Here is a 26,201-nt window from a genome sequence, read left to right on the forward strand (position 1 = left end):
CGCGGGCACGCCGGCGGGCGCTGCGCCTGCGGATGCGAAGCCTGTGCTGAGCGAGCGTGCGGGGTCGCCTGCGGCGAGGGCGGGCAGTGAGGAGTCCCCGGCCGACGCCGCGGACAAGGCGGAGCCCGGCGCGGAGAAGTCTGCGGCTGGTGCCGCGGATTCGGATGCGCCCGCGATGCAGCTCGTCGCCGACGCTGTTCCTGAGACGAAGCCCGGGGACTCCGGTGCTGCCGGGGCGTCTTCGGCGAAGCCCGCCGAGAGCAAGCCGGCCGACGCCGTGCCCGGGGCGAAGCCCGTGTTGAGCAAGGCCGCGGTGACGCCTGCGGCGAAGTCCGGCGATGAGGCGTCCGCGGCCGCGAAGCCCGGGTCGGGCCGGGCGGCCGGCGCGGCTGCGGCGGAGGCCGTCGGTGCCGAGCCCGCGGCCGGCGCTGCGCCTGCGGTGAAGCCCAATCCCGTCGTCGAGAAGGCCGATGCCATGGCCGCCGCCGTCAAGGCCGCCGCGGCCAAGGCCGCCGGGAGCGGGCAGGACGAGGGACGGCTGCTGGCCGGGAGGTACCGGCTGGGAGCCGTGCTCGGCAAGGGCGGGATGGGTACCGTCTGGCGGGCCCAGGACGAGACCCTGGGCCGGACCGTCGCCGTCAAGGAGCTCCGCTTCAGCACCGGAGTCGACGAGGACGAGAAGCGACGCCTCATCACCCGTACCCTCCGTGAGGCCAAGGCCATTGCCCGGATCCGCAGCGGCGGCGCCGTCACCGTCTACGACGTCGTCGACGAGGACGGCCGGCCGTGGATCGTCATGGAGCTCATCGAGGGCCCCTCGCTCGCCGAGTTCATCCGGGAGAACGGCCCCCTCACCCCGCACCGCGCGGCCGAGGTCGGCCTCGCGGTGCTCGACGTGCTGCGCGCCGCGCACGGCCAGGGCATCCTGCACCGCGACGTGAAGCCGTCGAACGTGCTCATCGCCGGCAACGGCCGTGTCGTCCTCACCGACTTCGGCATCGCGCAGGTCGAGGGCGACCCCTCGGTCACCTCCACCGGCATGCTCGTCGGCGCCCCCTCCTACATCTCTCCCGAGCGCGCCCGCGGCCACAAGCCCGGCCCGCCCGCCGACATGTGGTCGCTCGGCGGTCTGCTGTACGCCTCCGTCGAGGGAGTGCCCCCGTACGACAAGGGATCCGCGCTCGCCACCCTCACCGCGGTGATGACCGAGCCGGTGGACCCGCCGAAGAACGCCGGTCCGCTGGCCGAGGTCATCTACGGCCTGCTCGCCAAGGACCCGACCCACCGGCTCGACGAAGCCCGCACCCGGGCGATGCTGGGCGCCGTCCTCGCGGCGCCCGTGCCCGTGCCCGCCCCCGTAGCGGCTCCGGCGGCCGAGGAGACCCGGCAGATATCGCTGGCCGACGCCAAGCAGGCCGTGGAGAAGGCCGCCGCGGACAAGGCGGAGAAGGCGGCCGAGCGGGCGGCGAAGAAGGAACGCGAGCGGCGCGACCGCGAGCAGCGCGACCGCGCCCGCGTCGCGCTGAAGGCTGCCCGTAAGGCGGCGACGGCCGCGGCCGCCACCACGGCCGTCTCCGCCGCGGAGCCGCCGAAGTCCAAGCCGTCCCCCGTCAAGGCTCCGCTCACGGACGTCATGCAGCGCCGCACCATCGTGCTCGCGGCGACGGCCCTGGTCGTGGTGCTGGCGGTCGTCGGCTCGCTCATCGCCTACGCCTTCAGCGGCGACGACGACAAGGGCACCAAGGACGAGAGCAAGGGCGACGGCAAGCCCACTCCGGCGGCCTCGGCCCCGAAGGACCCGGGCAGCGGCAGCGGCAGCGGCGGGACCGGGGAGACCTCCCCGAAGCCCTCGGGGAACACGGGTGAGACGGCCGGTAGCGGCAGTGCCGGTACGGGTACCGCCACCGGTGGCCAGCCGGGCCAGGGCCAGCAGTCCCCGGGCGTGGGCCAAGGCCAGGGCGCCACGTCCGGCGGGGCCGGCGGCGCACTTCCGGCGGGATACGCCCTGGTTCAGGAGTTCGGCTTCCACTTCTCGATGGCGATGCCCGAGGGCTTCAAGCAGATAGGCATAGCGGGCGAGAACTCCGGCGCCATATACGCCCGTGAAAGCGGCGGATTCCCGCGGATCCAGGTCGACTACACCAGCAAGCCGGGCGACGACGCGCGCCTCGCCTGGACCAATTCGGTTGCCGGCGTGGCCGGCAGCAGCAAGGGGTACCGGACGATCCGCATCGACGTGGTGGACTACCGGGGCTATCCGACCGTCGCCGACTGGGAGTTCGAGCGGGAGCAGAAGGGGACCAAGGTCCGGGTGCTCAACCGCGGCTTCAAGCTGGATGCGACGCACGGCTACGCGATCATGATCAGCTGCGCCGCCGACCAGTGGGACGGCCCCGAGTGCACCCAGATGCGCAGCGTCGCCTTCGAGACCTTCCAGCCGCTCGGCTGACCTCGGGACGCGGGCGGCCCTGGCGACGTATCGTGTCGGAGGGGCCATGGGGAGCCCGCCGCACTCGGGGGAGGCGATGTGGAGGAGTACGCGGGCCGGATCCTGGCCGGCCGCTACCGCCTGCCCCTGCCGCCGTCCGACGAGTACGAACTGATAGAGACCCGCGCCTTCGACACACGCAGCGGGCAGGAAGTCCTGGTACGGCAGGTGCCGTTGCCGGAGGTCGTGGACGCGGAGCTGCTGGACGGGCCGCGGGCCGTCCCGGCGGCGCGCCGCTCGCCCGCCGATCTGCCGGCCGTGCGTCGCGCCATCGAGGCGGCGCAGGCCGCGGCTTCGATCCCGGACCATCCGCGGCTGGACCAGGTCTTCGACGTGTTCGCCGAGGGCGAGTCGCTGTGGATAGTGAGCGAACTGGTCCCGGCCCGGCCGCTGGCCGCGCTGATAGCCGATGAACCGCTGAGCCCCTACCGGGCCGCCGAGGTGGCGTCGGACGTGCTGACCGCGCTGCGGGTGCTGCACGCGCACGGCTGGACGCACCGGAACATCACCGTCCGGACGGTGTTGGTGTGCGAGGACGGCCGCGTCGTGCTGACGGGCCTCGCGGCCGGCGCGGCGGAGGAGGCCCTGTGCGGGTACGACCCCGTCCCGAGCGCGGAGGACACCGGCGGCGGAGGAGCGGGATGGGGTACCGCCACCGCCACCGCCACCGCCGCGGTTCCGACTCCGGTCCCCGCCCGAGCCCCCGCCCCTGTCCCGGCTCCGCCGCCCGTCTTGGACCCGGACCCGGACCCGGTCCCTGATCCGGTCCCGGACCCGCCCCCGGCCGCCGCCGGCCCGGTGGACGTCGCGTACGCGCCGCTCGTGGCCCCCGGATACGACACCGGGCCGCGGTACACCGATCACATCACCCCCGGCCGTCCGCAGGACCGCCCCGACGTCCAGGCCGCCGCGCGTGCCGGGGCCATCGCCGCCTACCGGGCCGGGGCGCGGGCCGCCGCCGCCCGGGTGATCGAGGAGCGCAGGGCCGGGACGGCGGCCGAGATCGAGGCCGGTGCGCCGCCGGAGCGCCGACCCGAGGGGTCGACCCTTCCGCAGGGGTACTCGTACCCGTACGGCGGCCCGGAGACCGGCGCCGCCGCCCCCTGGCACGGCGCGACCCCCCGCCGGGCGGAGCTTCCCGCGCCCGCACCCGCGCCCCCACCCGCACCCGCATCGGCGCCCGTGCCCGCCCCGGAACCGGAGCGTGCGCCCGTACCCGATCCCGAGCCCGAGTCCCTGCCCGTACCCGTACCCCAGCCGGATCCGGAGCCGGAGCAGGCAGCGCAGGCGCAGCCCGAGCGTCCCGCCCTGCCCGCCCAACTCGCCCTCCCCCAGGGCTACCGACAGGCCGACGCCCCGGCCCCGGCCGCCCCCGACCGGCCACAGCCCACCGGCAACGGCTGGTCCGGGCCGCGGACCGGCCTGGACGCCGAGCGCGCGCGGCAGACCCGGATGGCCGTCGTCGGGGCCGTCACCGAGCGGTGGGCCCCCGAGCAGGCCGGACCCGTGCACGGGCACTGGCAGCTCGCGGCCCCCGTCGGGCCGGCCACCGACCTCTGGGCGCTCGGCGCGCTGCTCTACCGCGCGGTGCAGGGGCATGCCCCGTACCCGGAGGACAACGTCGCCGAGCTGGTCGAGATGGTCTGCGCGGAGCCGCCCGCCTTCGCCGAGGAGTGCGGCGCGCTGCGTCCGATCGTGGAGTCGCTGCTGCGCCAGGACCCCACCGAGCGGCCCGACTTCGAGGAGCTCCGCGGCTGGCTGCGGTCGCTCGTACGGTCCGCGCCCGAGCCGGACGCCGGGTTCGGGGCGCTTCCGATGCCGGAACCGGATCCGGCGCGGCTGCCCGTCGTACGCCGCCGCGGTGAGGTCCACGGGCGCCACCGCAACCCCGCGGGCCCCCGTAAGCCGCGTGCCCTCGGGCGGACCCTGCTCGTCGGGATCCTGGTCCTCCTCGCCGGCGGGGTGGCGTACGCGATGCTGTTCCTGCCCCGGGCCGCCGACCAGGAGCCCGCGGGCGCTTCCCAGGGCGGCACCGCGCAGGCGCCGGCGAAGCCGAGCCCCTCCCGGGTCCCTTCGGGCACGCCCGAGTCCAAGCCCGCCCCGCAGACGACGGCGCCCGCCGAATCACCGGCCGCCCCGGCCCCCGCCCCGGCCGGTTACACCACCCAGCAGGACCCGGAGCACTTCGAGATCGCCGTGCCCGACGGCTGGGAGCGTCGCGGAATCAATGAGTCCGGTCAGGTCCGTTACACCGACGGGCAGTTCGTGCTGACCGTCGTCCCCGGCCGCGACAAGGTCCAGGGCAATCCGGATCCGGCGGCGTACCAGAAGGACAAGGAGCCGGAGCTGACCCCGTACCGGACGTCCACCTGGTCGACCGTCGGCGATGTGAAGACCACCAAGGTGGGCCAGCAACTGCGGGCGACGGGCCGGTACACGTGGATCGACGGGACCGGCCGCAACGTCTTCGCCCGCAACTTCGTCGTGGCGCTGGGCGGCAGCTACCACGTCGTCCTGGTCACCGGTCCGGAGGACGAGCAGTCCAAGGTCACCGAGGTCTTCGAGAAGGCCACGGCGAGTTACAAGGCGGGCGGTTGAACGGATACTGACGACTGATCAGTACGGCGATTGCGTCACAGTGCCGTCTTTCGGCGCCCGGGCGGTTCCGGCAGCCCCTCCGGGCTCCGTAATCTGGCCTGAAGTGCAGAGAGCGGCGGGATTTCGTGGAACAGCAGACAGGTGGGGGCGCCGTGCTGGCGGGCCGGTACCGGCTCGTCGAGCCGATCGGCCGGGGCGGCATGGGCAAGGTGTGGCGTGCGCATGATGAGCTGCTCCACAGGACCGTCGCCGTCAAGGAACTGACGGCGGGTCTGTACGTCGCCCAGGCCGACCGGGACGTCATGCACGCCCGGACGCAGAAGGAGGCCCGGGCCGCGGCCCGGATCCAGCACCCGGCGGTCGTCACCGTCCACGACGTCCTGGAGCACGACGACCGGCCGTGGATCGTCATGGAGTACATCGACGGGCCCTCCCTCGCGGATGCGGCCAAGGCGGCCGGGCGGATCGAGCCCCGCGAGGCGGCCCGGATCGGCCTGCACGTGCTGGGCGCGCTGCGCGCCGCGCACGCGGTCGGCGTACTGCACCGTGACGTGAAGCCGGGCAACGTGCTGCTCGCCAAGGACGGCCGGGTGCTGCTCACGGACTTCGGCATCGCCGCGATCGAGGGCGACTCGTCGATCACGCGCACCGGCGAGATCGTGGGCTCCATCGACTACCTGGCGCCCGAACGGGTCACCGGCGGCATCCCCGACCCCTCCTCCGACCTGTGGTCGCTGGGTGCCACCCTCTACACGGCGGTGGAGGCCCGTTCGCCGTTCCGCCGTACGTCGCCCATCTCCAGCCTGCAGGCCGTGGTCAACGACGAGCCGCCGGCGCTGCGCCAGGCCGGGGCGCTCGGGCCGGTCATCACGGCCCTGCTGCGCAAGGATCCGACGGAGCGCCCCTCGGCCGAGGAGGCCGAGCGGATGCTGCTGGAGGCGATGGAGGGCCGCGAGCCGAAGGCCGCGCAGGCGTACGTGCCCACGCGCGCGGTGACCCCGGAGGAACTGGCGCCGGCGCAGGAACGATCCGAGGTGCCGGCTCCGCCGGGGGACGTCGCGCCGACGGCCGCGCTGGCGGAGCCCGCGGTCTCCGGGGCGGTGTCCGCGGCCGCGCCCGCCGAACGGGACGGCGGCTGGCTCAAGCGCGCCGCGGTGGTGGCCCTGGTGGCGGCGCTGCTCGGCGGCGGCGGTGTCTTCGGAGTGCTCAAGTACAACGGGGACTCGGGGACGGAGGGTGATCCGGACCGGGTCGCGAGCTCGACGGGCGGGCAGTCGGGCGACGACGGGAAGGCGCAAGAGGCGACCCCTCCGGCCGGCTACAACAAGGTCACCGACCCCATCGCCGGTTTCACGCTGTTCGTCCCGGAGGGCTGGACGCGCAAGGCGAACGGCGACCAGATCGACTACACCCCGGATGACGGGAAGCACTTCATCCGGATCGCCTCCGATTCCACCCCGGACTACAAGGACCCGTACACGCACCTGCTCGACCTGGAGAAGCAGGTGGCGAAGCGCACCGACTACAAGAAGGTGCGGCTGAACCAGAACACCTTCCGGGACAGCACCAGGGCAGCGCTCTGGGACTTCACCTGGACGGAGAAGCAGAACCACCCCGGCCCGCGCAGGGCCAAGGAGCAGATGTACGTGGCCCCGGACGGCACCGAGTACGCCGTCTACATGTCGAGCCCGGTCGCGAGCTGGGCCACGACCGAGCAGCAGTTCGACATCGTGCTCAGCGGCTGGGAGCCGCCCGCCGGGAAGCCCTGATCCGCCCCGATTCCGGCATCCTGCCAGCGATCGCTGGCGGAAATGACAAAATCCGGTTACCGGCGGGTACCCAAAGGCTGTCCGGCGCAATACGCTCACCGGCATGACGGACTCGCAGGCCCCCGCCGCCCCCCTCCGGACCGCACCGGAGCCCACCAACCCGGTCGCCCCGGCCCCGGCCGGTGCCCGCACCGCCGCCGACGTGGTGACCCCCGACCTGGTCGCCCGGCTGACCCGCGGAGTGATCGGATCCGGCCGCACCGCCAACCACACCCCCTTCACCGGGGACCGGCTGGCGGAGCTCCCGGAGGCCACCCCCGAGGACGTGGCCGAGGCCTTCGACCGGGCCCGCGCCGCCCAGCCCGCCTGGGCGGCGGTCCCCGTCGCCAAGCGGGCTGCGGTCCTGCTGCGCTTCCACGACCTGGTCCTCGACCGGCAGGCCGAGGTCCTCGACCTGATCCAGCTGGAGACCGGCAAGGCCCGCCTGCACGCGCACGAGGAGGTCCAGGCGGTCGCCGTCTCGGCCCGCCACTACGGGCGCAAGGCCCCCGGGTACCTGCGCCCCAAGGGCCACACCGGCGCCATGCCCACCCTCACCAAGGTCACCGAGCTGCGCCAGCCGCGCGGGGTCGTCGGCCAGATCGCCCCCTGGAACTACCCGCTCGAACTGTCGGTCGGCGACGCCCTGCCCGCCTTCGTCTCCGGCAACGCGCTCGTCATGAAGCCCGACACCGAGACCGCGCTGACCGCCCTGTGGGCCCGCGACCTGCTGATCGAGGCCGGCCTGCCCGCCGAGGTCTTCCAGATCGTCCTCGGCGAGGGCCCCGTCGTCGGCCCCGAGGTGGTCCGGCACGCGGACTACGTCTCCTTCACCGGCTCCACCCGTACCGGCCGCGAGGTCGCCCGGGGCGCCGCCGACCGCCTCGTCGGGGTCTCCCTCGAACTCGGCGGCAAGAACGCCATGCTCGTCCTGCACGACGCCGACATCGAGAAGGCCGCCGCGGGCGCCGTCCGCGCCTGTTTCTCCTCCGCCGGACAGCTCTGCATCTCCATCGAGCGGCTCTACGTCCACGCCTCGATCGCCGACGCCTTCGTCGAGCGGTTCGCCGCCCGTACGAAGGCCATGCGGCTCGGCGCCTCCCTCGCGTACGGCGCCGACATGGGCTCCCTGGTCGGCGAGCGCCAGCTGGAGACCGTACAGCGGCACGTGGACGAAGCCGTGGCCAAGGGCGCCACCCTCGTCGCCGGCGGCACCGCCCGCCCCGACATCGGCCCGCTCTTCTACGAGCCCACCATCCTCGACGGCGTCGAGGCCCCCATGGCGGTGTGCGGCGAGGAGACCTTCGGCCCCGTCGTCTCCATCTACCGCTTCACCGACGAGGACCAGGCGATCGCCGAGGCCAACGCCACCGCGTACGGCCTGAACTCCAGCGTCTGGACCAAGGACTCCCGCCGCGGCCACGCCGTCGCCGCCCGCCTGCGCACCGGCACCGTCAACATCAACGAGGGTTACGCCCCCGCCTACGGCAGCGCCCAGGCGCCCATGGGCGGCATGAAGGACTCCGGCCTCGGCCGCCGCCACGGCTCCGAGGGCATCCTCAAGTACACCGAGGCCCAGACCGTCGCCCACCAGCGGCTGCTCCCGATGGCGCCCTCGCTGGGCATGGACGACGAGAAGTACGCGGCGTTCATGACCCGCAGCCTCAAGGTCATGAAGGCCCTCCGACTCCGCTAAGGGGCAGCACCGTGTCTGAGTCTGCATCTGATTCCCACGACTACGACGTCATCGTCATCGGGTCGGGCTTCGGCGGATCGGTCTCGGCGCTGCGCCTGACCGAGAAGGGCTACCGGGTCGGCGTCCTGGAAGCGGGACGCCGCTTCACCCGCGAGAGCCTGCCGAAGAACAGCTGGGACCTGCGCAACTACCTGTGGGCACCGGCCCTCGGGCTCTACGGGATCCAGCGGATCCACCTGCTCGGCAACGTGATGGTGCTCGCGGGCGCCGGCGTGGGCGGCGGCTCGCTCAACTACGCGAACACGCTGTACGTGCCGCCCACCGCCTTCTTCGAGGACCGGCAGTGGGCCTCCATCACCGACTGGCGCGAGGAGCTCACCCCCTACTACGAGCAGGCCAAGCGGATGCTCGGGGTGCGCCTCAACCCGACCATGACCCCCTCCGACGTCCACCTCAAGGCGGCCGCCGAGAAGATGGGCGTCGCGGACTCCTTCCACATGGCCCCGGTCGGCGTCTTCTTCGGCGACGGCGGCGACGGCGAGGCGCAGCCCAAGGTCCGGCCCGGGGACGAGGTCCCCGACCCGTACTTCGGCGGCGCCGGCCCCGCCCGCAAGGCCTGCACGGAATGCGGCGAGTGCATGACCGGCTGCCGGCACGGCGCGAAGAACACCCTGAACGAGAACTACCTGCACCTCGCCGAGCGCGCCGGCGCCGTCATCCACCCGATGACCACCGTCACCGCGCTCTCCGACCACCCCGAGGGCGGTTACCGCGTCCGCACCGTCCCCACCGACGGCCGCCGGCGGGGCCGGGCGAAGGTGCTGCGCGCCCGTTACGTCGTCGTCGCGGCGGGGACCTACGGCACGCAGACCCTGCTGCACACGATGAAGGACCGCGGCGAGCTCCCGCGCCTCTCGCACCGGCTCGGGGAGCTGACCCGGACCAACTCCGAGGGCCTGGTCGGCGCGCAGACCGACGACCGCCGCTACCGCAAGCGGCACGGAGGAGACCGCGGGGCCGACTTCACCCGGGGCGTGGCCATCACCTCCTCCGTGCACCCCAACGCCGACACCCACATCGAGCCCGTCCGCTACGGCAGGGGCTCCAACGCCATGGGGTTCATGACCGTCCTCCAGGTCCCCCACAGCAAGCACCGGGTCCGTGCCTGGCTCGGCCGGACCGTGCGGCACCCGGTGCAGCTGGCACGTTCGCTGTCCAACCGGCGCTGGTCGGAGCGGACCATCATCGGCCTGGTCATGCAGTCGCTGGACAACTCGCTGACCACGTACCGCAAGCCCGGCGGGATCGGGAAGGGCCTGCTCACGGCCCGCCAGGGCCACGGCGCCCCGAACCCCGTCCAGATCGCGGAGGCCACGCAGGCCGCGACCCTGCTGGCCGAGGAGATCAACGGCTTCCCGGGCAGCAACATCGGCGAGCTGATGGGGACCCCGCTGACCGCGCACTTCCTGGGCGGCTGCCCGATCGGCGCCTCGCCGGAAGAGGGCGTGGTGGACCCGTACCACCGGCTCTACGGGCACCCGGGCATCTCGGTGGTGGACGGCTCGGCCGTCTCCGCGAACCTCGGGGTGAACCCGTCGCTGACGATCACCGCGCAGGCGGAACGGGCGATGTCGTACTGGCCGAACATGGGCGAGCGGGACCCGCGGCCCGAGCAGGGTGCCGCGTACGTCCGCCTGGACGCGGTGGAGCCGGTCCGTCCGGCGGTCCCCAAGGAGGCCTTCGGCGCGCTGCGGCTGCCGTTCCTCGGGGTCCCGGAGATTCCGCCGCGCCGGTCCTGAGCGATCCGGAACCTGTCGTGTGACAGCGGTGGGTACCGCGCTCCCCCTCCGAGCGCGGTACCCACCGCGGTACATACGTGACAGATGTTCAGCCTTGATGGTTGTACCGGAATCCACGGTGCCGGGCTGTGGTGTCGATCACACGGTGAAGTGTGCAACTGCGACTGATGTTCGACGGTCAACGGCTGCATGAGAAAGCGCATCTCGTTGCTGGCTGTCGGCGCCCTCGTGGCCCTGGGGCTCGCCACCACTCCCGCACACGCCGCGGACCCCGTCTTCACCCTGGCCGGACCGGCCGGGATCGGTCTGCGCCCGCACCCCGGGCAGAGGGGCGAGCCGCAGAAGACCTCGGTGGAGTTCCGGATCGTCAACGACTCCACCAAGACGTTCGACCGCCCGAGCACCTTCACGATCGACCTGAGCGGCCTCAAGGGCATCGCCGACGTGAAGCTCGCCAAGGACCGGGGCGCGGACTGCAAGCTCACGGCCGCGGCCGTGACCTGCAAGCGCTGGGCGCTGTGGACGGGCGAGACCACCGTCGTGAACCTGGACCTCAGCGCCGCCAAGGACAGCAAGGCCGGTACGACCGCCGACCTGACGCTCACCGGCACGGCGGAAGGCGCCACCTTCAAGGCCGCCACCACCAAGGTGCGCGTCGGCGGCCCCGACCTGGTGCTGGAGCGGGCCCGGCTGAAGGCGGAGCAGAAGCCGGGCGACAAGCAGAACCTGTCGATCATCTTCGCCAACGAGGGCACCGACCCCGTCAACGGCGTCGTGCTCGAAATGCGCACCACGCACGGCATCGACCTGGTCGAGCAGTACGACAACTGCTCCTACTCCTCCGACGACACCAGCGCGAGCCAGCCGTGGAACACGGGCTGGACCACGGTGCAGTGCCTGCTGGAAGGCGAGTACGAGCCGGGCGCGGTCTACGGCGTCGACGGCCCGCTCACCCTCAAGGCCGCCCCGCACGCCTTCATCGACGGCCTGACCTACGCGGTGTACGCGGCCGGCGACCAGCCGAAGGCGGCGAAGAACCGCGCGCCCGCGGCCGCGGCCGCGAGCAACAAGCTGGCCGCGGCGAAGCAGGCCCCCAAGGCCGCGGCCCGGTCCGCCCAGCAGACGGCTGACCTCGACCCCTGGAACAACATCCAGGAGTTCGACTTCGCGACGAGGAACACCGCCGACATGGTGGCCACGGGCGTGTCCCTCAAGGGCAAGGCCGGCGAGACGGTCACCGCCGACTTCGGCTTCCGCAACGACGGCCCCGCGTACCTGCGCTCCGGTGAGGACGTCGCCCGCACCGACATCGTGATCCCGGCGGGCGCGAAGGTCACCAAGGTCCCGGCCGGCTGCACGGGGGTCAACGCCGACGGCACCCACCGCGACCAGACCCTGGGCGCGCCGCGCTACTTCTGCTCCACCGGCCACGTCGTAGGGGAGAAGGAGACGTTCGCCTACCCGTTCCGGCTGAAGATCGAAACGGTCGTGGCGGACGCCAAGGGCTCGATCACCGTCGGCCAGCGGACACCGGAGGGCACCACGGCCCAGCGCTGGGACCCGAACCACGGCAACAACAAGGCGGCCTTCGTGCTCAACGCGAAGGACACCGGACCGGCCCCGACCCCGACCGCCACCACCTCGGCCACGCCGGCCCCGACCGGCTCCGCGACGCCCACCGCGACCGCGACGCCGAGCGCCTCGGCCACCGGCACGGGTGTCACGCCCAACGGCGGCCTCGCCTCCACCGGCAGCTCCGCCCAGGCGATCGCGCTCGGCGGCGCGGTGCTCCTGGCCGTCGGCGGCGGGCTGTTCCTGGCGTTCCGCCGCAAGGCGGGCGGGCACGCGTAACGGCGTACGCCACGCAGGCGCGACGAAGCAGAACGACCGGCCCGGGGCGTCCCCTGGGCCGGTCGTCCTTTACGGGATGACCGGGCTGCTGTCCCCTGCCGTCCGGTCACGCGAAGGAGCGAGGTCCCACGACGCACGCTCCACGCGGCGTGCGTCTCATCGCTCCAGCGGATCCACGCGTGGTGTTGCGGTTCCGCGGCTGGCTGACGCGGACACCCTCACCAACGAAGGGCCCCGGGGCCGGTCACGGTCCGGACGGGTGACGAACAGCCGTCACACGCGCCCCCGGCACAGCTCCAGCAGGGTCATGGCGAGGGCGGTGCCGGGCTTTCCGAGCGCATCGCTCCAGTGGGAGAGCACCTCCATCTCGCGCGACAGGTGCACCCGGCGCCCGCCGGACGCGATCCGGGCGTCCTGGATGACGGTCGAGACGGCCATCCGCTCCTGGATCAGACCGATGATCCGGTCGTCGAGGGCGTCGATGCGCGTACGGGAGTCGGCGATCAGCTGCTCGGGGGTGGTGGTGACGCTCATGGTGTTCTCTCCTGTGGGTCGTGTCGTGCCGACAGGAGCGGAAACGCGGAAGCGCCCCGGTCCTGTCGGACCGGGGCGCTTCCGGGAAGTCAGTGGCTCAAGCGAGCATCACGAGGACCCATGGCGACCGGACCGACCGGTGCCATAGGTAAAGAGGAAGCTCAGCTGCTTGCGCATGGGACGGATTATTACCTTCCGTCGGCCCCGGGGCCAAGCCGATTCGGATGGTGAGACGAAGAGGGCCCTGCGTCCCCCGTTAGAATCGACAAAACAGCCACCTCTTCCGCCGGAAGGCCGCCCCGTGCCAGAAGCACCCTCCGCCGCCCACGACAGCGCCCCGGACACGGTTCTCGTCGTCGACTTCGGCGCCCAGTACGCCCAGCTCATCGCCCGCCGCGTCCGCGAAGCACGGGTCTACAGCGAGATCGTGCCGAGCTCGATGCCCGTCGACGAGATGCTGGCCAAGAACCCCAAGGCGATCATCCTCTCCGGCGGTCCGTCGTCCGTGTACGAGGAGGGCGCCCCGCAGCTCGACCGTGCGATCTTCGAGGCCGGCGTCCCCGTCTTCGGCATGTGCTACGGCTTCCAGCTGATGGCGGTCACCCTCGGTGGCCAGGTCGACAACACCGGCGCCCGCGAGTACGGCCGCACCCCGCTGGCCGTCTCCAAGGCCGGCTCCACCCTCTTCGAGGGCACCCCCGAGAACCAGTCGGTGTGGATGTCCCACGGCGACGCCTGCTCCGCCGCCCCCGAGGGCTTCACCGTCACCGCGTCGACGAACGTCGTCCCGGTCGCGGCCTTCGAGAACGACGAGAAGAAGCTGTACGGCGTGCAGTACCACCCCGAGGTGATGCACTCCACGCACGGCCAGCAGATCCTGGAGCACTTCCTCTACCGCGGCGCGGGCCTCGCCCCCACCTGGACCACCGGCAACATCGTCGAGGAGCAGATCGCGGCGATCCGCGAGCAGGTCGGCGACAAGCGCGCCATCTGCGGCCTCTCCGGCGGCGTCGACTCCGCCGTCGCCGCGGCCCTCGTGCAGAAGGCCATCGGCTCGCAGCTGACCTGCGTCTACGTCGACCACGGCCTGATGCGCAAGGGCGAGACCGAGCAGGTCGAGAAGGACTTCGTCGCCGCGACCGGTGTGCAGCTGAAGGTCGTCGACGCGCAGGAGCGCTTCCTGACCGCGCTGGCCGGCGTCTCCGACCCGGAGACCAAGCGCAAGATCATCGGCCGCGAGTTCATCCGCGTCTTCGAGCAGGCCCAGCTGGAGATCCTCCAGGAGGACGGCCCCGCGGTCGCCTTCCTCGTGCAGGGCACCCTGTACCCGGACGTCGTCGAGTCCGGCGGCGGCACCGGCACCGCCAACATCAAGTCCCACCACAACGTGGGCGGGCTCCCCGACGACATCGAGTTCGAGCTCGTCGAGCCGCTGCGCCAGCTGTTCAAGGACGAGGTCCGGATGGTCGGCCAGGAACTCGGCCTGCCCGACGAGATCGTCCAGCGCCAGCCCTTCCCCGGCCCCGGCCTCGGCATCCGCATCGTCGGCGAGGTCACCAAGGAGCGCCTGGACCTGCTCCGCGAGGCCGACGCCATCGCCCGCCACGAGCTGACCGCGGCCGGCCTGGACCGCGAGATCTGGCAGTGCCCGGTCGTCCTGCTCGCGGACGTCCGCAGCGTCGGCGTCCAGGGCGACGGCCGCACCTACGGCCACCCGATCGTGCTGCGCCCCGTCTCCTCCGAGGACGCGATGACCGCGGACTGGACGCGCATGCCGTACGAGGTGCTCGCCCGGATCTCGACCCGCATCACCAACGAGGTGCCGGAGGTGAACCGGGTGGTCCTCGACTGCACGAGCAAGCCCCCGGGCACCATCGAGTGGGAGTAGTCCCACCCGGTCCCACCCGGTCCCACCCGGATCGCCGTGAAGCCGCCGCCCCGCACCCGCGGGCGGCGGCTTCGCCGTTTCTCTGGCCACTTGGCAGGGCCCCGGGTACCTTGCGCGGCGAACCGAGCCGTTCGAAGGAGCGCCCATGCCCGACCAGCCCGTACCCGTGCCCGTGGAGCGGCTGGGCTTCGAGATGCCGCCCGTGCACGACACCGCCGACGCGGCGCGCGCCCACCGCAAGGAGCGGCTCGCCGAGGCGCTGCGGCTGCTGGGGCGCCTCGGGTACGAGGACGGGGTGGCGGGGCAGATCACCGCACGGGACCCGGAGTTCGAGGACTGCTACTGGGTGAACCCCTTCGGCCGGGCCTTCACCGCGCTCACTGCCGACGACCTGCTGCTGGTCGACGGGGACGGGCGGGTGGTCCGGGGCGGGCGCCGGGTCAACCAGCTGGCCTTCGCCGTGCACGCGGCGGTCCACCGCCGGCGCCCCGAGGTGGTCGCCGTCGTCCGCGCGCGGGGCCCGTACGGCCGGGCCCTCGCGGCGCTGGGCGAGCTGCTGGCCCCGATCACCGAGGAGGCCTGTGCCTTCTTCGAGGACCACGCGCTCCTCGACGAGTACTCCGGGGCCGGCGAACCGGAGCGGACCGCGCTCGCGCTCGGCCCGTACAAGGCGCTGATCCTGCGCAACCGGGGGCTGCTGACGGTGGGGGACTCGGTGGACGCCGCCGTCTGGTGGTTCATCGAGGCGGAACGGGCCGCGCAGGTGCAGCTGATCGCCCGGGCGGCCGGGAAGCCGGTGTCCATCGACCACCGTGCCGCGGCCCTGACGCGCGAGCGGTTCGGGTCCGATCTGGCCGCCTGGGTGAGCTACCAGCCGCTCAGGGAACTGGTGGCGTCAACATCATGAACCGTTAATCACCTGCTCTGACATCGTGCGCAATCCGGAGCACTGCCGCAGTGGTGCACAATTCGCTGGCATTGCACCGTAGTTCAGAGAGGCGGCACGTACGTGGCTGTCCAAGAGATGTCCCGAGGTACCCATACCACCGCCTGCGCCTGCGACGAGTGCGCCCGCGAGGGCCACCGGCGCGCGGTCGCGGCGTTCCTGGAGAAGCGCGACGAGTTCGCCTCCGGGCAGGGCGTGCCGGCCGCCGTGGCCCACTCGCTCGGAGCCTCCCGCCAGTGGGTCTCCGACGAGCTGACCCTGTCGGCCCGTACCGTCGCCGACCGGGGCCGGGAGGCCGGGAACTCCTGGCTGTACCTGTTCTCGCGGCGGGCCGTCCTCGCCGTCTGGATCGCCGCCGGGGTCCTGCTGCTGGTGCAGGTCGCCGCCGCGCTCGGCACCGGCTGGTCCACGGCGCGCACCGCCGGGCTGCTGGCGGCCCTGGTGCTGGCCGGACTGCTCACGGTCGCGGCCCGCGCCCAGTCCGTGCGCGGCGGGCTGCTGGCCCCGCTGGTCGGCGAGGACAACCGGCTGTCCACCTCGAAGGCCGTGCCCAGCGCCTGGGTGGTGCTGACGGCCTTCGCCACGCTGCTGCCCGCGCTGCGGCTGGCCGCCTCGGCGCCGGGACCCGAGCGGCAGGCGCTGTACGCGGGCCTGGCGCTGGACCGGGCGCTGCCGCTGCTGGCGGTGGTCTCGCTGACCTCCGCCGTGGCGGTGCTGGTGCGCCGGGTGGTCTCCGTACGGATCATGGGCCAGCGGCTGCAGAAGCTGCCGGCCGACCGGCCGCGCGGGGTGGACCTGCTGACGGACGACGCGGGCCGCGGGAGCTTCCCGGACGCGCAGTACGTGCTCGTCTCGACGGTGGTGCTCTGCTACGCCGGGGCCTCGCTGGCGCGCTTCCCGGCCCGGCTGCCACAGCTGCCCTGGGCGCTGGCCCTGCTGGTGGCGCTGTCGGCGGCGGTGTACCTGGCGGCGAAGTACGCGGAGGGCAGCCGCCCGCTGGTGCTGTCGGTGGTGCGCAGACGGGAGCCCGGGGATCTGGACGCGGCCGTCCGCCCCGGGGACGACATCGAGATCCGGGGCGTGGGCTTCGTACCCCCGGGGGCGCAGACGCCGGAGATGCTGGCCCGTCTGGTCGTACGGGTCGGGGCGGTGCACGTGCACGTGCCGTTGGTCCCGGTGGCGGGCGGATTCACCAACCCCTCCGATGCCGTGCTGACCGTGCCGGTCCCGGCGGAGGTGGAGCCGGGGCGCGTCGAGATCCAGGTGGTCACGGCCGCGGGGGTGGAATCCAACCGCTGCACCATCGATGTTGCCGAGTGATCGGGGTACACATGTTCCGTGAACCGAACCGATGTTCTTGAAACCGACGCCCCTCGCGAGGTCGTGGGCCTGCGCGAGCTGGCCTCCCGGCACGCGCTGCTGCCCTTGCGGCTCTTCCTCGGCGTGACCTTCGTGTACGCCGGTCTCGACAAACTGACCGACCCGGCGTTCCTCTCCGCCTCCGGCGACGGCTCCATCGGCGACCAGATGCGCGGGGTGCGCGACACCTCCGCGATCCCCGGCCTCGTGGACCTGTCGCTGAACTCGCCCGTCGGCTTCGCCGTCGCCCTGGCCATCGGGGAGATCCTCGTCGGCCTCGGGGCCCTGGCCGGCCTGCTGACCCGTATCGCGGCCGTCGGCGGGGCGCTCATCGCGCTCAGCCTGTGGATCACGGTGTCGTGGGCGGTGAGCCCGTACTACTACGGCAACGACCTGATCTACCTGATGGCGTGGACCCCGCTGATCCTCGCCGGAGCGCCCTACCTGTCGCTGGACTCGGTGATCCGGTCGCGCCGGTCCCGGCGTACGGCATAGGTCACCAGCCCGACCAGCGCGGCGAGCGTGAGCCCGCCCATGGTGATCGGGATGACCGCGAACCAGGGCAGGTCCGCCTCGCCGGTGGTCTCCAGCAGGTAGAGCACGCCCGCCACCACCAGGACCAGCCCCGCGATCAGCCGTCCCGGCTGGAACTCATGACGCCGCACGGGCCACCTCCACCTGTCCGAAGTCCGCACTGAGGTGCAGTTCGATCGTCCCGCCGGCCTCGGTGCCGGCCGCCGGCGCGAGGGTTTCCGTACGGTTCTGCTCTCCGACCCGCTCGATCCGGTCCGCGCGGTCCCCGGGCATCTGTACGTCGCCCATCCGCCGGATGGTGACATCGGCCAGCGCGGTGACCTCCCGCGGCAGGACCACCTTGAGCCGGCCCGCGTCGATGGAGGCCCCGACGGCCACGGTGGTGCCCTTCGGCACGTCCAGGCGGCTCAGATCCAGCGTGGCGAGCCCGGTGCCCGCCTCGTACACGGGTTTCACGTCGGCCACCGCGGCCGGACGCCACTCGACCTCCCGCCAGTCCGTGCCGATCTCCCGGGGCAGTACGGCCGCGCCCGCGAGCAGGCCCGCGGTGAACACGGCCAGCACGATCGTGCCGAAGCCGGTGCGCCCCAGCAGAGAGCTGACCGCGAGGCCCAGACCGAAGACGACCAGCGCGGCGGCGAGCCCGGTCTGCAGGGCCTCGCCGAGCGGGTTGCCCTCCCAGGTGGCGGCGGTGCCCGCGATCCCGGCCAGCAGCGCCAGCACGAAGACCCGGCCGCCGATGCCGCCGCGCGGGCGGGCCGGGGCGGCGGGCGGCTTCGCGGCCGCCGCCGGGGCGCGGCCGGTCACCACCGGGTCCGCCGAGTCGTCGGGCCCCCACAGGTATCCCGTCCCGCCGACCGGGCCGGTCGTACCGTCCTTGACCAGCGGGTCCCGCCACCAGGACGGGCCGCCGGGGGTGGGCGGCGCCTGCGTCTCCGGCGGGGCCGGCGAGTGCCCGGCGCGGGAGGCGCTGCCGGCCGGGTCGGGCGCCGCCTGCGGCTCGGGCCGGTAGGTGTGCCGCTTGCGCTGCGACCAGTACGAGGCCCCGCCCAGCGCGAGGACGACCAGCACCGAGAAGGCCGCGAGCCCGCCGTTGTCCAGCATCGAAAGGAACAGCGCGCAGCCCACCAGCGCGGCGAACACCGCCGCCAGCGTGGCGCCCTCGACCCGGCCGGTCAGCAGTTTCTTCGCCTCGCTGTCGTCCTCGCCCTCCTGGGGGAGCAGCAGCCACGCGAAGCCGTAGAAGATCAGACCGACGCCGCCGGTGACCGCGAGGACACCGAGGACGATGCGGAAGACCACCGGGTCCAGGTCGAAGTACCGGCCGAGACCGCCGCACACGCCCGCGAGGACCTTGTCGCGCTTGCTGCGGCGCAGGGGCGGCCTGGCGTCGGCGGCGCGCGGGGCCCCGGGCTCGGCCGGCGGGGCGTCGTGTACTTCGGTCATGGGTCCATGGTGACGGCCCGCCGGAGCGCGTGGCATCCGGCCCTACCCTGGTGCAACCCTGATATCCCCCCGGCAGATGTGGGGGGATGCCCTGATGACCGGCTCCCGCCGGGCGTGTGACCCTTGGTGACATGCCCGTAGCCGCCGCTCCCCGTACCCCGCACGCACCGGACGCCGACGAGGTCCCGCAGCGCAAGCTCTACCGCAGCGCCGACGGCCGGATGCTCGGCGGTGTCGCGCGCGGTCTCGCCGGGCACCTCGGGCTTCCGGTGGGCTGGGTCCGGCTCGCCTTCCTGCTGCTCTTCATGTGGGGCGACGGGCTGGGCGTGCTGCTGTACGCCGCGTTCTGGGTCTTCGTACCGCTCGGCGTCGGCGGCCGGACCGGACACCGCTCCTTCTTCGAGACCCTCCCCGACGGCACCCGCCGGCTGCGCAAACCCGACCGCGGGCAGATCACCGCGCTGATCGCCCTGTTCATCGGCGCGGGCATCTTCATCTCCAAGGTCCAGCTCGGCGGCGCGTCCGGCCGGTACGTGTGGCCGACGCTGCTGGTCGGGGCCGGGGTCGTGCTCGTATGGCGGCAGGCCGACAACGCCCGCCGCGCCCACTGGTCCACGGCCGCCGAACGGCGCGGACGCCTCTTCCAGGTCGCGCGGGCCCTCGCCGGCGTCGTCCTGGTCGGGGTGGGCCTGACCGTCTTCATCGTCGTACGGGGCTCCGCCGCACAGCTCGGCAACGTCCTCACCGCCACCCTCGCCGTCCTCGTCGGCGTGGCCCTGCTCGCCGGACCCTGGCTGATCCGGATGACCCAGGACCTGTCCGAGGAACGCCTGATGCGCATCCGCGCCCAGGAGCGTGCCGAGGTCGCCGCCCACGTGCACGACTCGGTGCTGCACACCCTCACCCTGATCCAGCGCAACGCGGAGGACGTGGGCGAGGTACGCCGCCTCGCGCGGGCCCAGGAACGCGAACTGCGGAACTGGCTCTACAAGCCCGAGGGCACCGGCAAGGACGAGGCGGAGGAGCCGGCCACCCTCGCGGAGGCCGTGAAGAAGACCGCCGCCGAGGTGGAGGACCACCACGGCGTCCCGATCGAGGTCGTGGTCGTCGGGGACTGCCCGCTCGACGAGCGGCTGGCCGCACAGATCCAGGCCGCGCGCGAGGCGATGGTCAACGCCGCCAAGTACGGTGGCGACGGCGGGCCCGTACAGGTGTACGCGGAGGTGGAGGGGCAGACGGTGTTCGTGTCCGTACGGGACCGGGGGCCGGGCTTCGACATCGACGCGGTACCCGGCGACCGCATGGGCGTACGAGAATCGATCATCGGCCGGATGCAGCGCAACGGCGGGACCGCACGACTGCGGTCCGCGCCCGACGGCGGCACGGAAGTCGAGCTGGAGATGGAGAGGGCGGCGAACACAGCATGACCGAGGCCGGAGAGAACGCAGGCGCGGGGGAGACCAGGCGCGTCCGGGTGGTGCTCGTCGACGACCACAGGATGTTCCGTACAGGGGTGCAGGCCGAGATCGGCGAGACCGAACGCACGGGCGTCGAGGTCGTCGGCGAGGCGGCCGACGTCGACCAGGCCGTCACCGTCATCACCGCCACCCGGCCCGAGGTGGTCCTGCTCGACGTGCACCTGCCCGGCGGCGGCGGCGTCGAGGTGCTGCGGCGCTGCGCCCCGCTCATGGCGGCGGCCGAGAACCCGGTGCGGTTCCTGGCGCTGTCGGTGTCGGACGCGGCCGAGGACGTCATCGGGGTCATCCGGGGCGGAGCGCGCGGCTACGTCACCAAGACCATCACCGGCACCGACCTGGTGGACTCGGTCTTCCGCGTACAGGACGGGGACGCGGTGTTCTCGCCGCGGCTGGCGGGCTTCGTGCTCGACGCGTTCGCCTCGACGGACGCGCCGCCGGTCGACGAGGACCTGGACCGGCTCACGCAGCGCGAGCGCGAGGTGCTGCGGCTGATCGCGCGCGGGTACGCGTACAAGGAGATCGCCAAGCAGCTCTTCATCTCGGTGAAGACGGTCGAGTCGCACGTCTCGGCCGTCCTGCGCAAGCTCCAGCTCTCCAACCGGCACGAACTGACCCGCTGGGCGACGGCCCGCCGCCTCGTCTGAGCCCCGGGTCCCACGTCCGGCCTGCGGTGTGACCCACACCGCAGGCCGACCTGGCAACCGGGAGCGCGCACGCCGCCCTCTAGGCTGACGTGATGAGCTTGACCGGTACACCTTTCTTCGCGACGGTGATCGCCCTGACGGTGATCGCCGTCGTCCTTCCGCTGGCCGTGTGGAGCAAGGTGCGCGGCCCGGCCGCCGTACGCACCGCCCTGCGCGCACTGATGGTGGTGTTCGCCCAGGTCACAGCCGTCGCCGTGGTGTTCGTCGCGGTCAACCGGGCCGAGCACTTCTATGCCTCCTGGAGCGACCTGCTCGGCACCGGCAAGTACGTCACGGCAGCCCCCGACCTCGGCCCGGACGGGCTCGGCGGCAACAAGGTCGAAGAGGCGCCGAAGGTCAAGCAGGAGTTCCAGCCGGTGGAGGGGCTGGGCGGGCGGGTCAAGAAGACCGAGCTCGACGGCAAGATCTCCGGGGTCAAGGGCGACGTCATGGTGTGGCTGCCGCCGCAGTACGACGACCCGGCCTACAAGGACAAGAAGTTCCCGGTGGTCGAGCTGATACCGGGCATACCGGGGACGGGGAAGTCCTGGTTCCAGGGGCTCAAGGCGCACGAGGTGCTGGAGCCGCTGATGAAGAGCGGCAAGGTGCAGCCGTTCATCCTGGTCTCGCCGCGCGCCATGCTGCTCGGCAACGGCGACACCGGCTGCGCCAACATCCCCGGCAAGGTCAACGCGGACAGCTGGTTCAGCGTCGACGTCCGCAAGATGGTCGTCGACAACTTCCGGGCCTCGGACGAGGCCCGCACCTGGGGTGTGGCCGGCTACTCGGCCGGTGCCTACTGCGCCGCCAAGCTCGCGATCGCCCACCCCGACCGCTACAGCGCGGCCGTCTCCCTGTCCGGCTACAACGACCCGGGGCAGGAGCCCTCGTCGCTGGTCGCCAAGGACCCCGAACTGCGCAAGACGCACAACCTGAAGAACTGGCTCCAGGCCGCGCCCACCCCGCCGCCGGTGGCGCTGTGGATGTCGGGGGCCGAGCAGGACGGCTACCTGTCCGGCACGGACCTCAAGGCGATCGCCAAGAGCCCGACCGCGGTGCACGCGGAGAAGGTCGTCGGCGGGCACAACCTCGAATCGTGGTCCAAGCAGCTGCCGCAGACCTTCGCCTGGCTGAGCGGCGTGGTCAAGGCCCCGTAGGCCCCGTAGGCCGCGCCGGGCCCTGCGTCTGCCGATCGGCAGACGGCCCCCGCAGAGCCCGCCGCCGATCTCTGCCGGTCGGCCGATGTGCCCGGCGGCGGCCGGCCGGGAGTCTGGTCCCAGGACGGAATCCAAGGGGGATCAGGGCCATGGCACACGCGGTGAGCAGCAGGAACGTGCAGGACCAGGCGGCGGTGCGCCGCCGGTGGTGGTCGGGCTGGCCCCACTGGGCCCCGTACGCGGCGGCCGTGTGGTCCCTCGCCTACGGACTGGCCGGACTGTACTGGGCCCTGGGCGGCGCCGGTTACCCGTTCGGGCCGGTCCCCGGGGACCGCTCGACCGGATCCGTCCTCGAACCGAGCCCGGCCGCCGTCGTGAGCCCGGTCATCGCGGCACTCGGCCTCGCGGGGGCGGTCTGCGGGGTCCTCATGGCACGCCGCCCGGTGGGCGGCCGCGCCGCGCGGTGGTTCCTGCTCGGCTTCGGCTGGGCGCAGGCCCTCGCGCTCACGGTGGCCCTGCAGGACTACACGCTGATCGCCGTGGTCGCCTTCGCGCCCCTGCTCGTGGTGTTCGCCTTCACCGGGGTGCCCGGCCCGCAGGGCGGCGTCGGCGAGATCCTCTACTGGCACCGGGACAACCTGCTCATCCTGTTCGTGGGCGGTGTGCTCTGGACCCTGGCCGTGCTGGCGTACCAGCGGCGCACCCGCGGACTGTGCGCGCACTGCGGGCGCGGAGGCCGGGCCGCGGCCTGGACCGCACCGGAGTCGGCGGCTCGCTGGGGGCGCAGGGCCGTACTGATCGCCGTGCTGTCGAGCATCCCGTACGACGTGACCCGGGTGGCCTGGTTCCTCGGCTACCCGATGGGCATCACCGACGCGTTCCTCAAGGACATGCAGGACACCCCGGGCATGCTCGGGATCGGGCTGGGCCTCGCGATCGCGTCGACCGTCGGCGGCGTGCTGACGCACGGGCTGGTCGCGCGCTGGGGCGAGGTCTGGCCGCGGTGGGTGCCGTTCAAGGCGGGCAGGCCGGTCGCGCTCGCCACCGCGATCGTCCCGGCCCTGCTCGTGGCCGTGGTGCTGATCCCCGGCGGCCTCCAGATGATCCGGGGCGGGGACCAGCCCTTCGGCTGGGGGACCAACTACCCGGCGATGCTCTGGGTGGTGTGGGGAGCCGCGCTGGGCGCCGCCACCCTCGGCTACTACTTCCGCCGGCGCGGGACCTGTGGGCACTGCGCCCGCGGCTGAGGCTGCTTAGGCGGGGCGGGAGGCGCCGGCCCAGGGCATGGAGTCGATCGGCGCCAGCCGGACCGTCGACCCGGGGCGCGGGGCGTGGACCATCTGGCCGTTGCCGACGTAGAGGCCGACGTGGGTGACCCCGGAGTAGAAGAACACCAGGTCGCCGGGGGCCAGCTGGTCGCGGGACACGCGCCGGCCGGCGTTGATCTGGGTGTAGGTGGTGCGGGGCAGGGAGACTCCTGCCGAGCGCCAGGCCGCCTGGGTCAGGCCGGAGCAGTCGAAGGACCCCGGGCCCGTCGCGCCCCAGACGTACGGCTTGCCGATCGCCCCGTACGCGAAGGCCACGGCGCGGGCAGCGCGCGAACCGTCGGCCGGGGGCGGGGGCGTGCTGCCCTTGGACGCGGCGGACGCGGCGGACCCGGCGGGCGCGGCGGACGCGGCGGACGCGGCGGGCGCGGCGGCCGGACCGCCGGGCGACCGGGCCTCGTAGGCGGCCCGCTCCTCGGCGGTGAGCCGGGCCAGCAGGTTCTTGGCGGTGGTGAGCTTCTCCTCGATCACGGCCTTGTGCCCGGCGAGTTCGTCCTGCCGGGAGCGCAGGTCCGCGAGCCGCCCGGCGGCCTGTTCGCGGAGCTTGCCGACCTCGTCGAGCCGGCGGCGCACGGTGGTGACCCCGGCGGCGTTGCGGTCCCCGGCGCGGGCGATGAAGGCGGCCTGGGAGAGGTACTCCTGCGGGTCGGAGGCCAGCGCGAGCTGGACGGCGGTGCCCAGGGACCCGCTGCGGTACTGGGAGGCGGCGAGCGTTCCGAGTGCGCTGCGGGCGGTGTTGAGCTGGTCGGTCTTGCGGGCGGTCTCCTCGCGCAGTCCGGTCAGCGCGCGTTCGGCCTCGTCCGCTTGTTCCTTCGCCCCGTTGTACTGCTCGGTCGCCGCCTCGGCCTCCTCGTAGAGCCGGTCCACCTCCGACTTGATCTGGGCGGGGGTGGGCCGGGGGTCGGCCTGGGAGGTGCCTTCGAAGACGGTGGCGGTGGCAGCGCCCGCGAGGGCGAGGGTGGCGGCGGTCGTCCGTACCGGGCCGCCGGAGAGCGGGCGCTGCCTGGGCTTTCGATGACTGGCCACGAGGGCCTCACGTCCTTCCTCTGTCGGTGCTTGGAGGAGGACGCTAGACCCGGAGGTAACGGGCGGATGACGAGATGATCGTAAGTGGCCCGATACGACCGGAGCTGGCCGCCGAGGATCGGAGTGGATCGTTCCGGTGTGGGTCAGTGCCAGAGAACGGCGATGAAGATGTTGATCACGGTCAGCCCGCCGACCGCGCCGAACAGCGCCTTGTCCACGTGCTCCTCGTCGCGCTTGACGTAGACGAGGCAGAGGATCACGAAGAGGATCGCGAGCTTCACCCCGACCTTGACGTTGTTGACGGGGTCCCCGGCCATCTGGTTGAAGCCGACCAGGAGTACGCCGGTGACGAGCATGGTGAGCGCGCCGTGCAGCATGGCGGGCGTGAAACGGGCGGTGCCCGCGCTCATCGCCTTCATCTGGGTCAGGAAGCCGCCGAGGAGCGAGGCGATTCCGATGATGTGCAGGCCGACGAAGACATCGATGAGTACGTCCATGGCGTCGAGCGTACGAGGCGGCCCGGTCAGCCGAAGAAGCGGGTCAGTTCGGCCGTGACGAACTCCGGCCGCTCCTCCGGGAGGTAGTGGCCGCTGCCGTCGACGCGGACGACCCGGGTGTCGGTGCCGAGCGCCGGAACCGCGGCGAGCAGGCGTTCGTAGTTGCTGTGCTCGCCGCCGAGCGCGAGCAGCGGGGTGGTCACGGGGGAGTAGCCGGCGAGGTCGTCGATGTCCTGGCGGAACGCCTGGTACCAGGCGTTGCCGGCCCGGATCGCGTCCGGGGAGTCGTACGCGCGGGCGTACACCGCGCGGGAGTGGTCGTCGATGGCGGCGGGGTCGGCGGTCATGGCCGCGAACAGCCAGTCCAGCAGCACGCGGTAGCGGCCGGCGAGGAGCTGCTCGGGCAGGCCCGGCACCTGGTTGAAGGCGAACCACCACAGGTGGCGGAGCCCGGGGCTGGGCAACAGGGGCATCTGCGCCCAGGCCTCCTCGGGGTGCGAGACGTCGAGAAGGGCGAGCCGGCGGGTGGCGTCCGGGTGGTTGGCGGCGTGGGCGTAGGCGACCATCGCGCCGATGTCGTGCCCGGCGAAGTGCGCCGATCCGATCGAGAGGTGCCCGAGGAGGGCGTGGACGTCGGCGGCCATCGTCTTCTTGTCGTAGCCGGTGTCGGGCTTGGCGGAGCCGCCCATGCCGCGCAGGTCGACGGCGATCACCCGGTACCGGCGGGCCAGGGCCGGCAGCACCTTGTGCCACTGCCACCAGGTCTGCGGCCAGCCGCCGAGGAGGACGAGCGGTGTGCCGCTGCCGCCCTCCACGTAGTGCAGCCGTGTGCCGTTGACCTCGGCGTGGCGGCTGGTGAAGCCCCCGTCGAGGGAGGCGGCCAGGGCGGCGTCGTCGAGCGGGGCGGTGGTGAGCTGGGCGGTGGCGGTGAGCTGGGTGGCGGTGAGCTGGGCGGTGGTGAGCTGGGCGGTGGTGAGCTGGGGCATGGCGGTTCCGTCCTGGCGGCGTTGACCGTTCGAAGATTTCGTACGGTTGGACGAGTGGACTGTACGAGATCTTCGAATGGTTTGGCAATGTCCGTACGAGAT

20 protein-coding genes are annotated in these 26,201 nt (G+C 72.9%); 14 read left to right on the forward strand and 6 right to left on the reverse strand.

Annotated features, from left to right (window positions below; all coding sequences use genetic code 11):
- Window positions 1-175 precede the first annotated feature (175 nt).
- The 6 genes from ACFY0D_RS17695 to ACFY0D_RS17720 all read left to right on the forward strand — a co-directional run bounded on the left by ACFY0D_RS17695 (window position 176) and on the right by ACFY0D_RS17720 (window position 12,240).
- Window positions 176-2,449 (forward strand): protein kinase, encoded by a 2,274-nt coding sequence (locus ACFY0D_RS17695; RefSeq protein ID WP_390799149.1) that lies wholly within the window; start codon window positions 176-178, stop codon window positions 2,447-2,449.
- A 78-nt stretch (window positions 2,450-2,527) separates the two neighbouring features.
- Window positions 2,528-5,086, forward strand: a complete 2,559-nt coding sequence (locus tag ACFY0D_RS17700; RefSeq protein WP_390799150.1) for a protein kinase — start codon at window positions 2,528-2,530, stop codon at window positions 5,084-5,086.
- A 125-nt stretch (window positions 5,087-5,211) separates the two neighbouring features.
- Window positions 5,212-6,855 carry a serine/threonine-protein kinase gene (locus tag ACFY0D_RS17705; protein ID WP_390799151.1) on the forward strand — a complete coding sequence of 548 codons (1,644 nt, stop codon included), beginning with the start codon at window positions 5,212-5,214 and terminating at the stop codon, window positions 6,853-6,855.
- A gap of 103 nt (window positions 6,856-6,958) precedes the next feature.
- Window positions 6,959-8,590, forward strand: a complete 1,632-nt coding sequence (locus ACFY0D_RS17710; protein WP_301367122.1) for a succinic semialdehyde dehydrogenase — start codon at window positions 6,959-6,961, stop codon at window positions 8,588-8,590.
- An 11-nt stretch (window positions 8,591-8,601) separates the two neighbouring features.
- Window positions 8,602-10,389, forward strand: coding sequence for a GMC oxidoreductase (locus ACFY0D_RS17715; protein ID WP_390799152.1), 1,788 nt, complete (start codon window positions 8,602-8,604; stop codon window positions 10,387-10,389).
- A gap of 189 nt (window positions 10,390-10,578) precedes the next feature.
- The gene (locus tag ACFY0D_RS17720; RefSeq protein ID WP_390799153.1) at window positions 10,579-12,240 is read left to right on the forward strand and encodes an LPXTG cell wall anchor domain-containing protein; all 1,662 of its coding nucleotides are present in this window, start codon (window positions 10,579-10,581) and stop codon (window positions 12,238-12,240) included.
- A gap of 273 nt (window positions 12,241-12,513) precedes the next feature.
- Here ACFY0D_RS17720 and ACFY0D_RS17725 read toward each other — a convergent pair whose 3' ends face one another.
- Window positions 12,514-12,774 (reverse strand): chorismate mutase, encoded by a 261-nt coding sequence (locus ACFY0D_RS17725; RefSeq protein WP_030712793.1) that lies wholly within the window; start codon window positions 12,772-12,774, stop codon window positions 12,514-12,516.
- Window positions 12,775-13,075: 301 nt separating this feature from the next.
- Between ACFY0D_RS17725 and guaA the strand changes: the two genes are divergently transcribed.
- The 4 genes from guaA to ACFY0D_RS17745 all read left to right on the forward strand — a co-directional run bounded on the left by guaA (window position 13,076) and on the right by ACFY0D_RS17745 (window position 17,462).
- Window positions 13,076-14,662 carry a glutamine-hydrolyzing GMP synthase gene (gene guaA / locus ACFY0D_RS17730; RefSeq protein ID WP_327736944.1) on the forward strand — a complete coding sequence of 529 codons (1,587 nt, stop codon included), beginning with the start codon at window positions 13,076-13,078 and terminating at the stop codon, window positions 14,660-14,662.
- Between the two features lie 145 nt (window positions 14,663-14,807).
- Window positions 14,808-15,569 carry a class II aldolase/adducin family protein gene (locus ACFY0D_RS17735; protein ID WP_390799154.1) on the forward strand — a complete coding sequence of 254 codons (762 nt, stop codon included), beginning with the start codon at window positions 14,808-14,810 and terminating at the stop codon, window positions 15,567-15,569.
- Window positions 15,570-15,671: 102 nt separating this feature from the next.
- Entirely contained in the window at window positions 15,672-16,928 is a 1,257-nt protein-coding gene (locus ACFY0D_RS17740; RefSeq protein ID WP_390799155.1) for a hypothetical protein, read from the forward strand.
- An 18-nt stretch (window positions 16,929-16,946) separates the two neighbouring features.
- Entirely contained in the window at window positions 16,947-17,462 is a 516-nt protein-coding gene (locus ACFY0D_RS17745) for a TQO small subunit DoxD (protein ID WP_390799156.1), read from the forward strand.
- On the opposite strand, the gene ACFY0D_RS17750 is transcribed toward ACFY0D_RS17745, so the two are convergent.
- Both ACFY0D_RS17750 and ACFY0D_RS17755 read right to left on the reverse strand, forming a co-directional pair.
- A complete protein-coding gene (locus ACFY0D_RS17750; RefSeq protein WP_390799157.1) occupies window positions 17,408-17,632 on the reverse strand; it encodes a hypothetical protein in 225 nt (74 codons plus the stop codon). The genes ACFY0D_RS17745 and ACFY0D_RS17750 overlap by 55 nt on opposite strands.
- Window positions 17,619-18,947, reverse strand: a complete 1,329-nt coding sequence (locus tag ACFY0D_RS17755) for a PspC domain-containing protein (protein ID WP_390799158.1) — start codon at window positions 18,945-18,947, stop codon at window positions 17,619-17,621. Before ACFY0D_RS17755 ends, ACFY0D_RS17750 begins: the two co-directional genes overlap by 14 nt.
- A gap of 131 nt (window positions 18,948-19,078) precedes the next feature.
- Here ACFY0D_RS17755 and ACFY0D_RS17760 point away from each other — a divergent pair, with 131 nt between their 5' ends.
- The 4 genes from ACFY0D_RS17760 (at window position 19,079) to ACFY0D_RS17775 (ending at window position 23,512) form a co-directional block, all read left to right on the forward strand.
- The gene (locus ACFY0D_RS17760; protein ID WP_351159939.1) at window positions 19,079-20,374 is read left to right on the forward strand and encodes a PspC domain-containing protein; all 1,296 of its coding nucleotides are present in this window, start codon (window positions 19,079-19,081) and stop codon (window positions 20,372-20,374) included.
- Window positions 20,371-21,069: a response regulator transcription factor gene (locus ACFY0D_RS17765; protein WP_327264045.1), complete on the forward strand. Its 699-nt coding sequence runs from the start codon at window positions 20,371-20,373 to the stop codon at window positions 21,067-21,069. The genes ACFY0D_RS17760 and ACFY0D_RS17765 overlap by 4 nt, the downstream gene beginning before the upstream one ends.
- Before the next feature lie 92 nt (window positions 21,070-21,161).
- Complete coding sequence (locus ACFY0D_RS17770; RefSeq protein ID WP_390799159.1) at window positions 21,162-22,265, forward strand: alpha/beta hydrolase; 1,104 nt, start codon at window positions 21,162-21,164, stop codon at window positions 22,263-22,265.
- 149 nt (window positions 22,266-22,414) lie between these two features.
- Window positions 22,415-23,512, forward strand: a complete 1,098-nt coding sequence (locus tag ACFY0D_RS17775; protein WP_390799160.1) for an NYN domain-containing protein — start codon at window positions 22,415-22,417, stop codon at window positions 23,510-23,512.
- 6 nt (window positions 23,513-23,518) lie between these two features.
- Here ACFY0D_RS17775 and ACFY0D_RS17780 read toward each other — a convergent pair whose 3' ends face one another.
- From ACFY0D_RS17780 to ACFY0D_RS17790, 3 genes are all read right to left on the reverse strand, one after another.
- Window positions 23,519-24,616: an NlpC/P60 family protein gene (locus ACFY0D_RS17780; RefSeq protein ID WP_390799161.1), complete on the reverse strand. Its 1,098-nt coding sequence runs from the start codon at window positions 24,614-24,616 to the stop codon at window positions 23,519-23,521.
- Between the two features lie 143 nt (window positions 24,617-24,759).
- A complete protein-coding gene (locus tag ACFY0D_RS17785) occupies window positions 24,760-25,113 on the reverse strand; it encodes a hypothetical protein (protein WP_351159954.1) in 354 nt (117 codons plus the stop codon).
- A gap of 26 nt (window positions 25,114-25,139) precedes the next feature.
- Window positions 25,140-26,099: an alpha/beta fold hydrolase gene (locus ACFY0D_RS17790; RefSeq protein ID WP_390799162.1), complete on the reverse strand. Its 960-nt coding sequence runs from the start codon at window positions 26,097-26,099 to the stop codon at window positions 25,140-25,142.
- Between the last annotated feature and the right edge of the window lie 102 nt (window positions 26,100-26,201).

This window comes from Streptomyces sp. NPDC001502 (assembly GCF_042894785.1).
GTDB classification, from domain to species: Bacteria; Actinomycetota; Actinomycetes; order Streptomycetales; family Streptomycetaceae; genus Streptomyces; species Streptomyces kutzneri.

Excerpts from the sequence above, each read along its gene's own strand:
- ACFY0D_RS17710 (WP_301367122.1), top strand. The coding sequence starts at position 6,959 with ATGACGGACTCGCAGGCCCCCGCCGCCCCCCTCCGGACCGCACCGGAG.
- ACFY0D_RS17735 (WP_390799154.1), top strand. The coding sequence starts at position 14,808 with ATGCCCGACCAGCCCGTACCCGTGCCCGTGGAGCGGCTGGGCTTCGAG.
- ACFY0D_RS17725 (WP_030712793.1), bottom strand. The coding sequence starts at position 12,774 with ATGAGCGTCACCACCACCCCCGAGCAGCTGATCGCCGACTCCCGTACG.
- ACFY0D_RS17770 (WP_390799159.1), top strand. The coding sequence starts at position 21,162 with ATGAGCTTGACCGGTACACCTTTCTTCGCGACGGTGATCGCCCTGACG.
- ACFY0D_RS17765 (WP_327264045.1), top strand. The coding sequence starts at position 20,371 with ATGACCGAGGCCGGAGAGAACGCAGGCGCGGGGGAGACCAGGCGCGTC.
- ACFY0D_RS17785 (WP_351159954.1), bottom strand. The coding sequence starts at position 25,113 with ATGGACGTACTCATCGATGTCTTCGTCGGCCTGCACATCATCGGAATC.
- ACFY0D_RS17720 (WP_390799153.1), top strand. The coding sequence starts at position 10,579 with ATGAGAAAGCGCATCTCGTTGCTGGCTGTCGGCGCCCTCGTGGCCCTG.
- ACFY0D_RS17755 (WP_390799158.1), bottom strand. The coding sequence starts at position 18,947 with ATGACCGAAGTACACGACGCCCCGCCGGCCGAGCCCGGGGCCCCGCGC.
- ACFY0D_RS17790 (WP_390799162.1), bottom strand. The coding sequence starts at position 26,099 with ATGCCCCAGCTCACCACCGCCCAGCTCACCACCGCCCAGCTCACCGCC.
- ACFY0D_RS17775 (WP_390799160.1), top strand. The coding sequence starts at position 22,415 with ATGGCACACGCGGTGAGCAGCAGGAACGTGCAGGACCAGGCGGCGGTG.
- ACFY0D_RS17760 (WP_351159939.1), top strand. The coding sequence starts at position 19,079 with ATGCCCGTAGCCGCCGCTCCCCGTACCCCGCACGCACCGGACGCCGAC.
- ACFY0D_RS17695 (WP_390799149.1), top strand. The coding sequence starts at position 176 with ATGCAGCTCGTCGCCGACGCTGTTCCTGAGACGAAGCCCGGGGACTCC.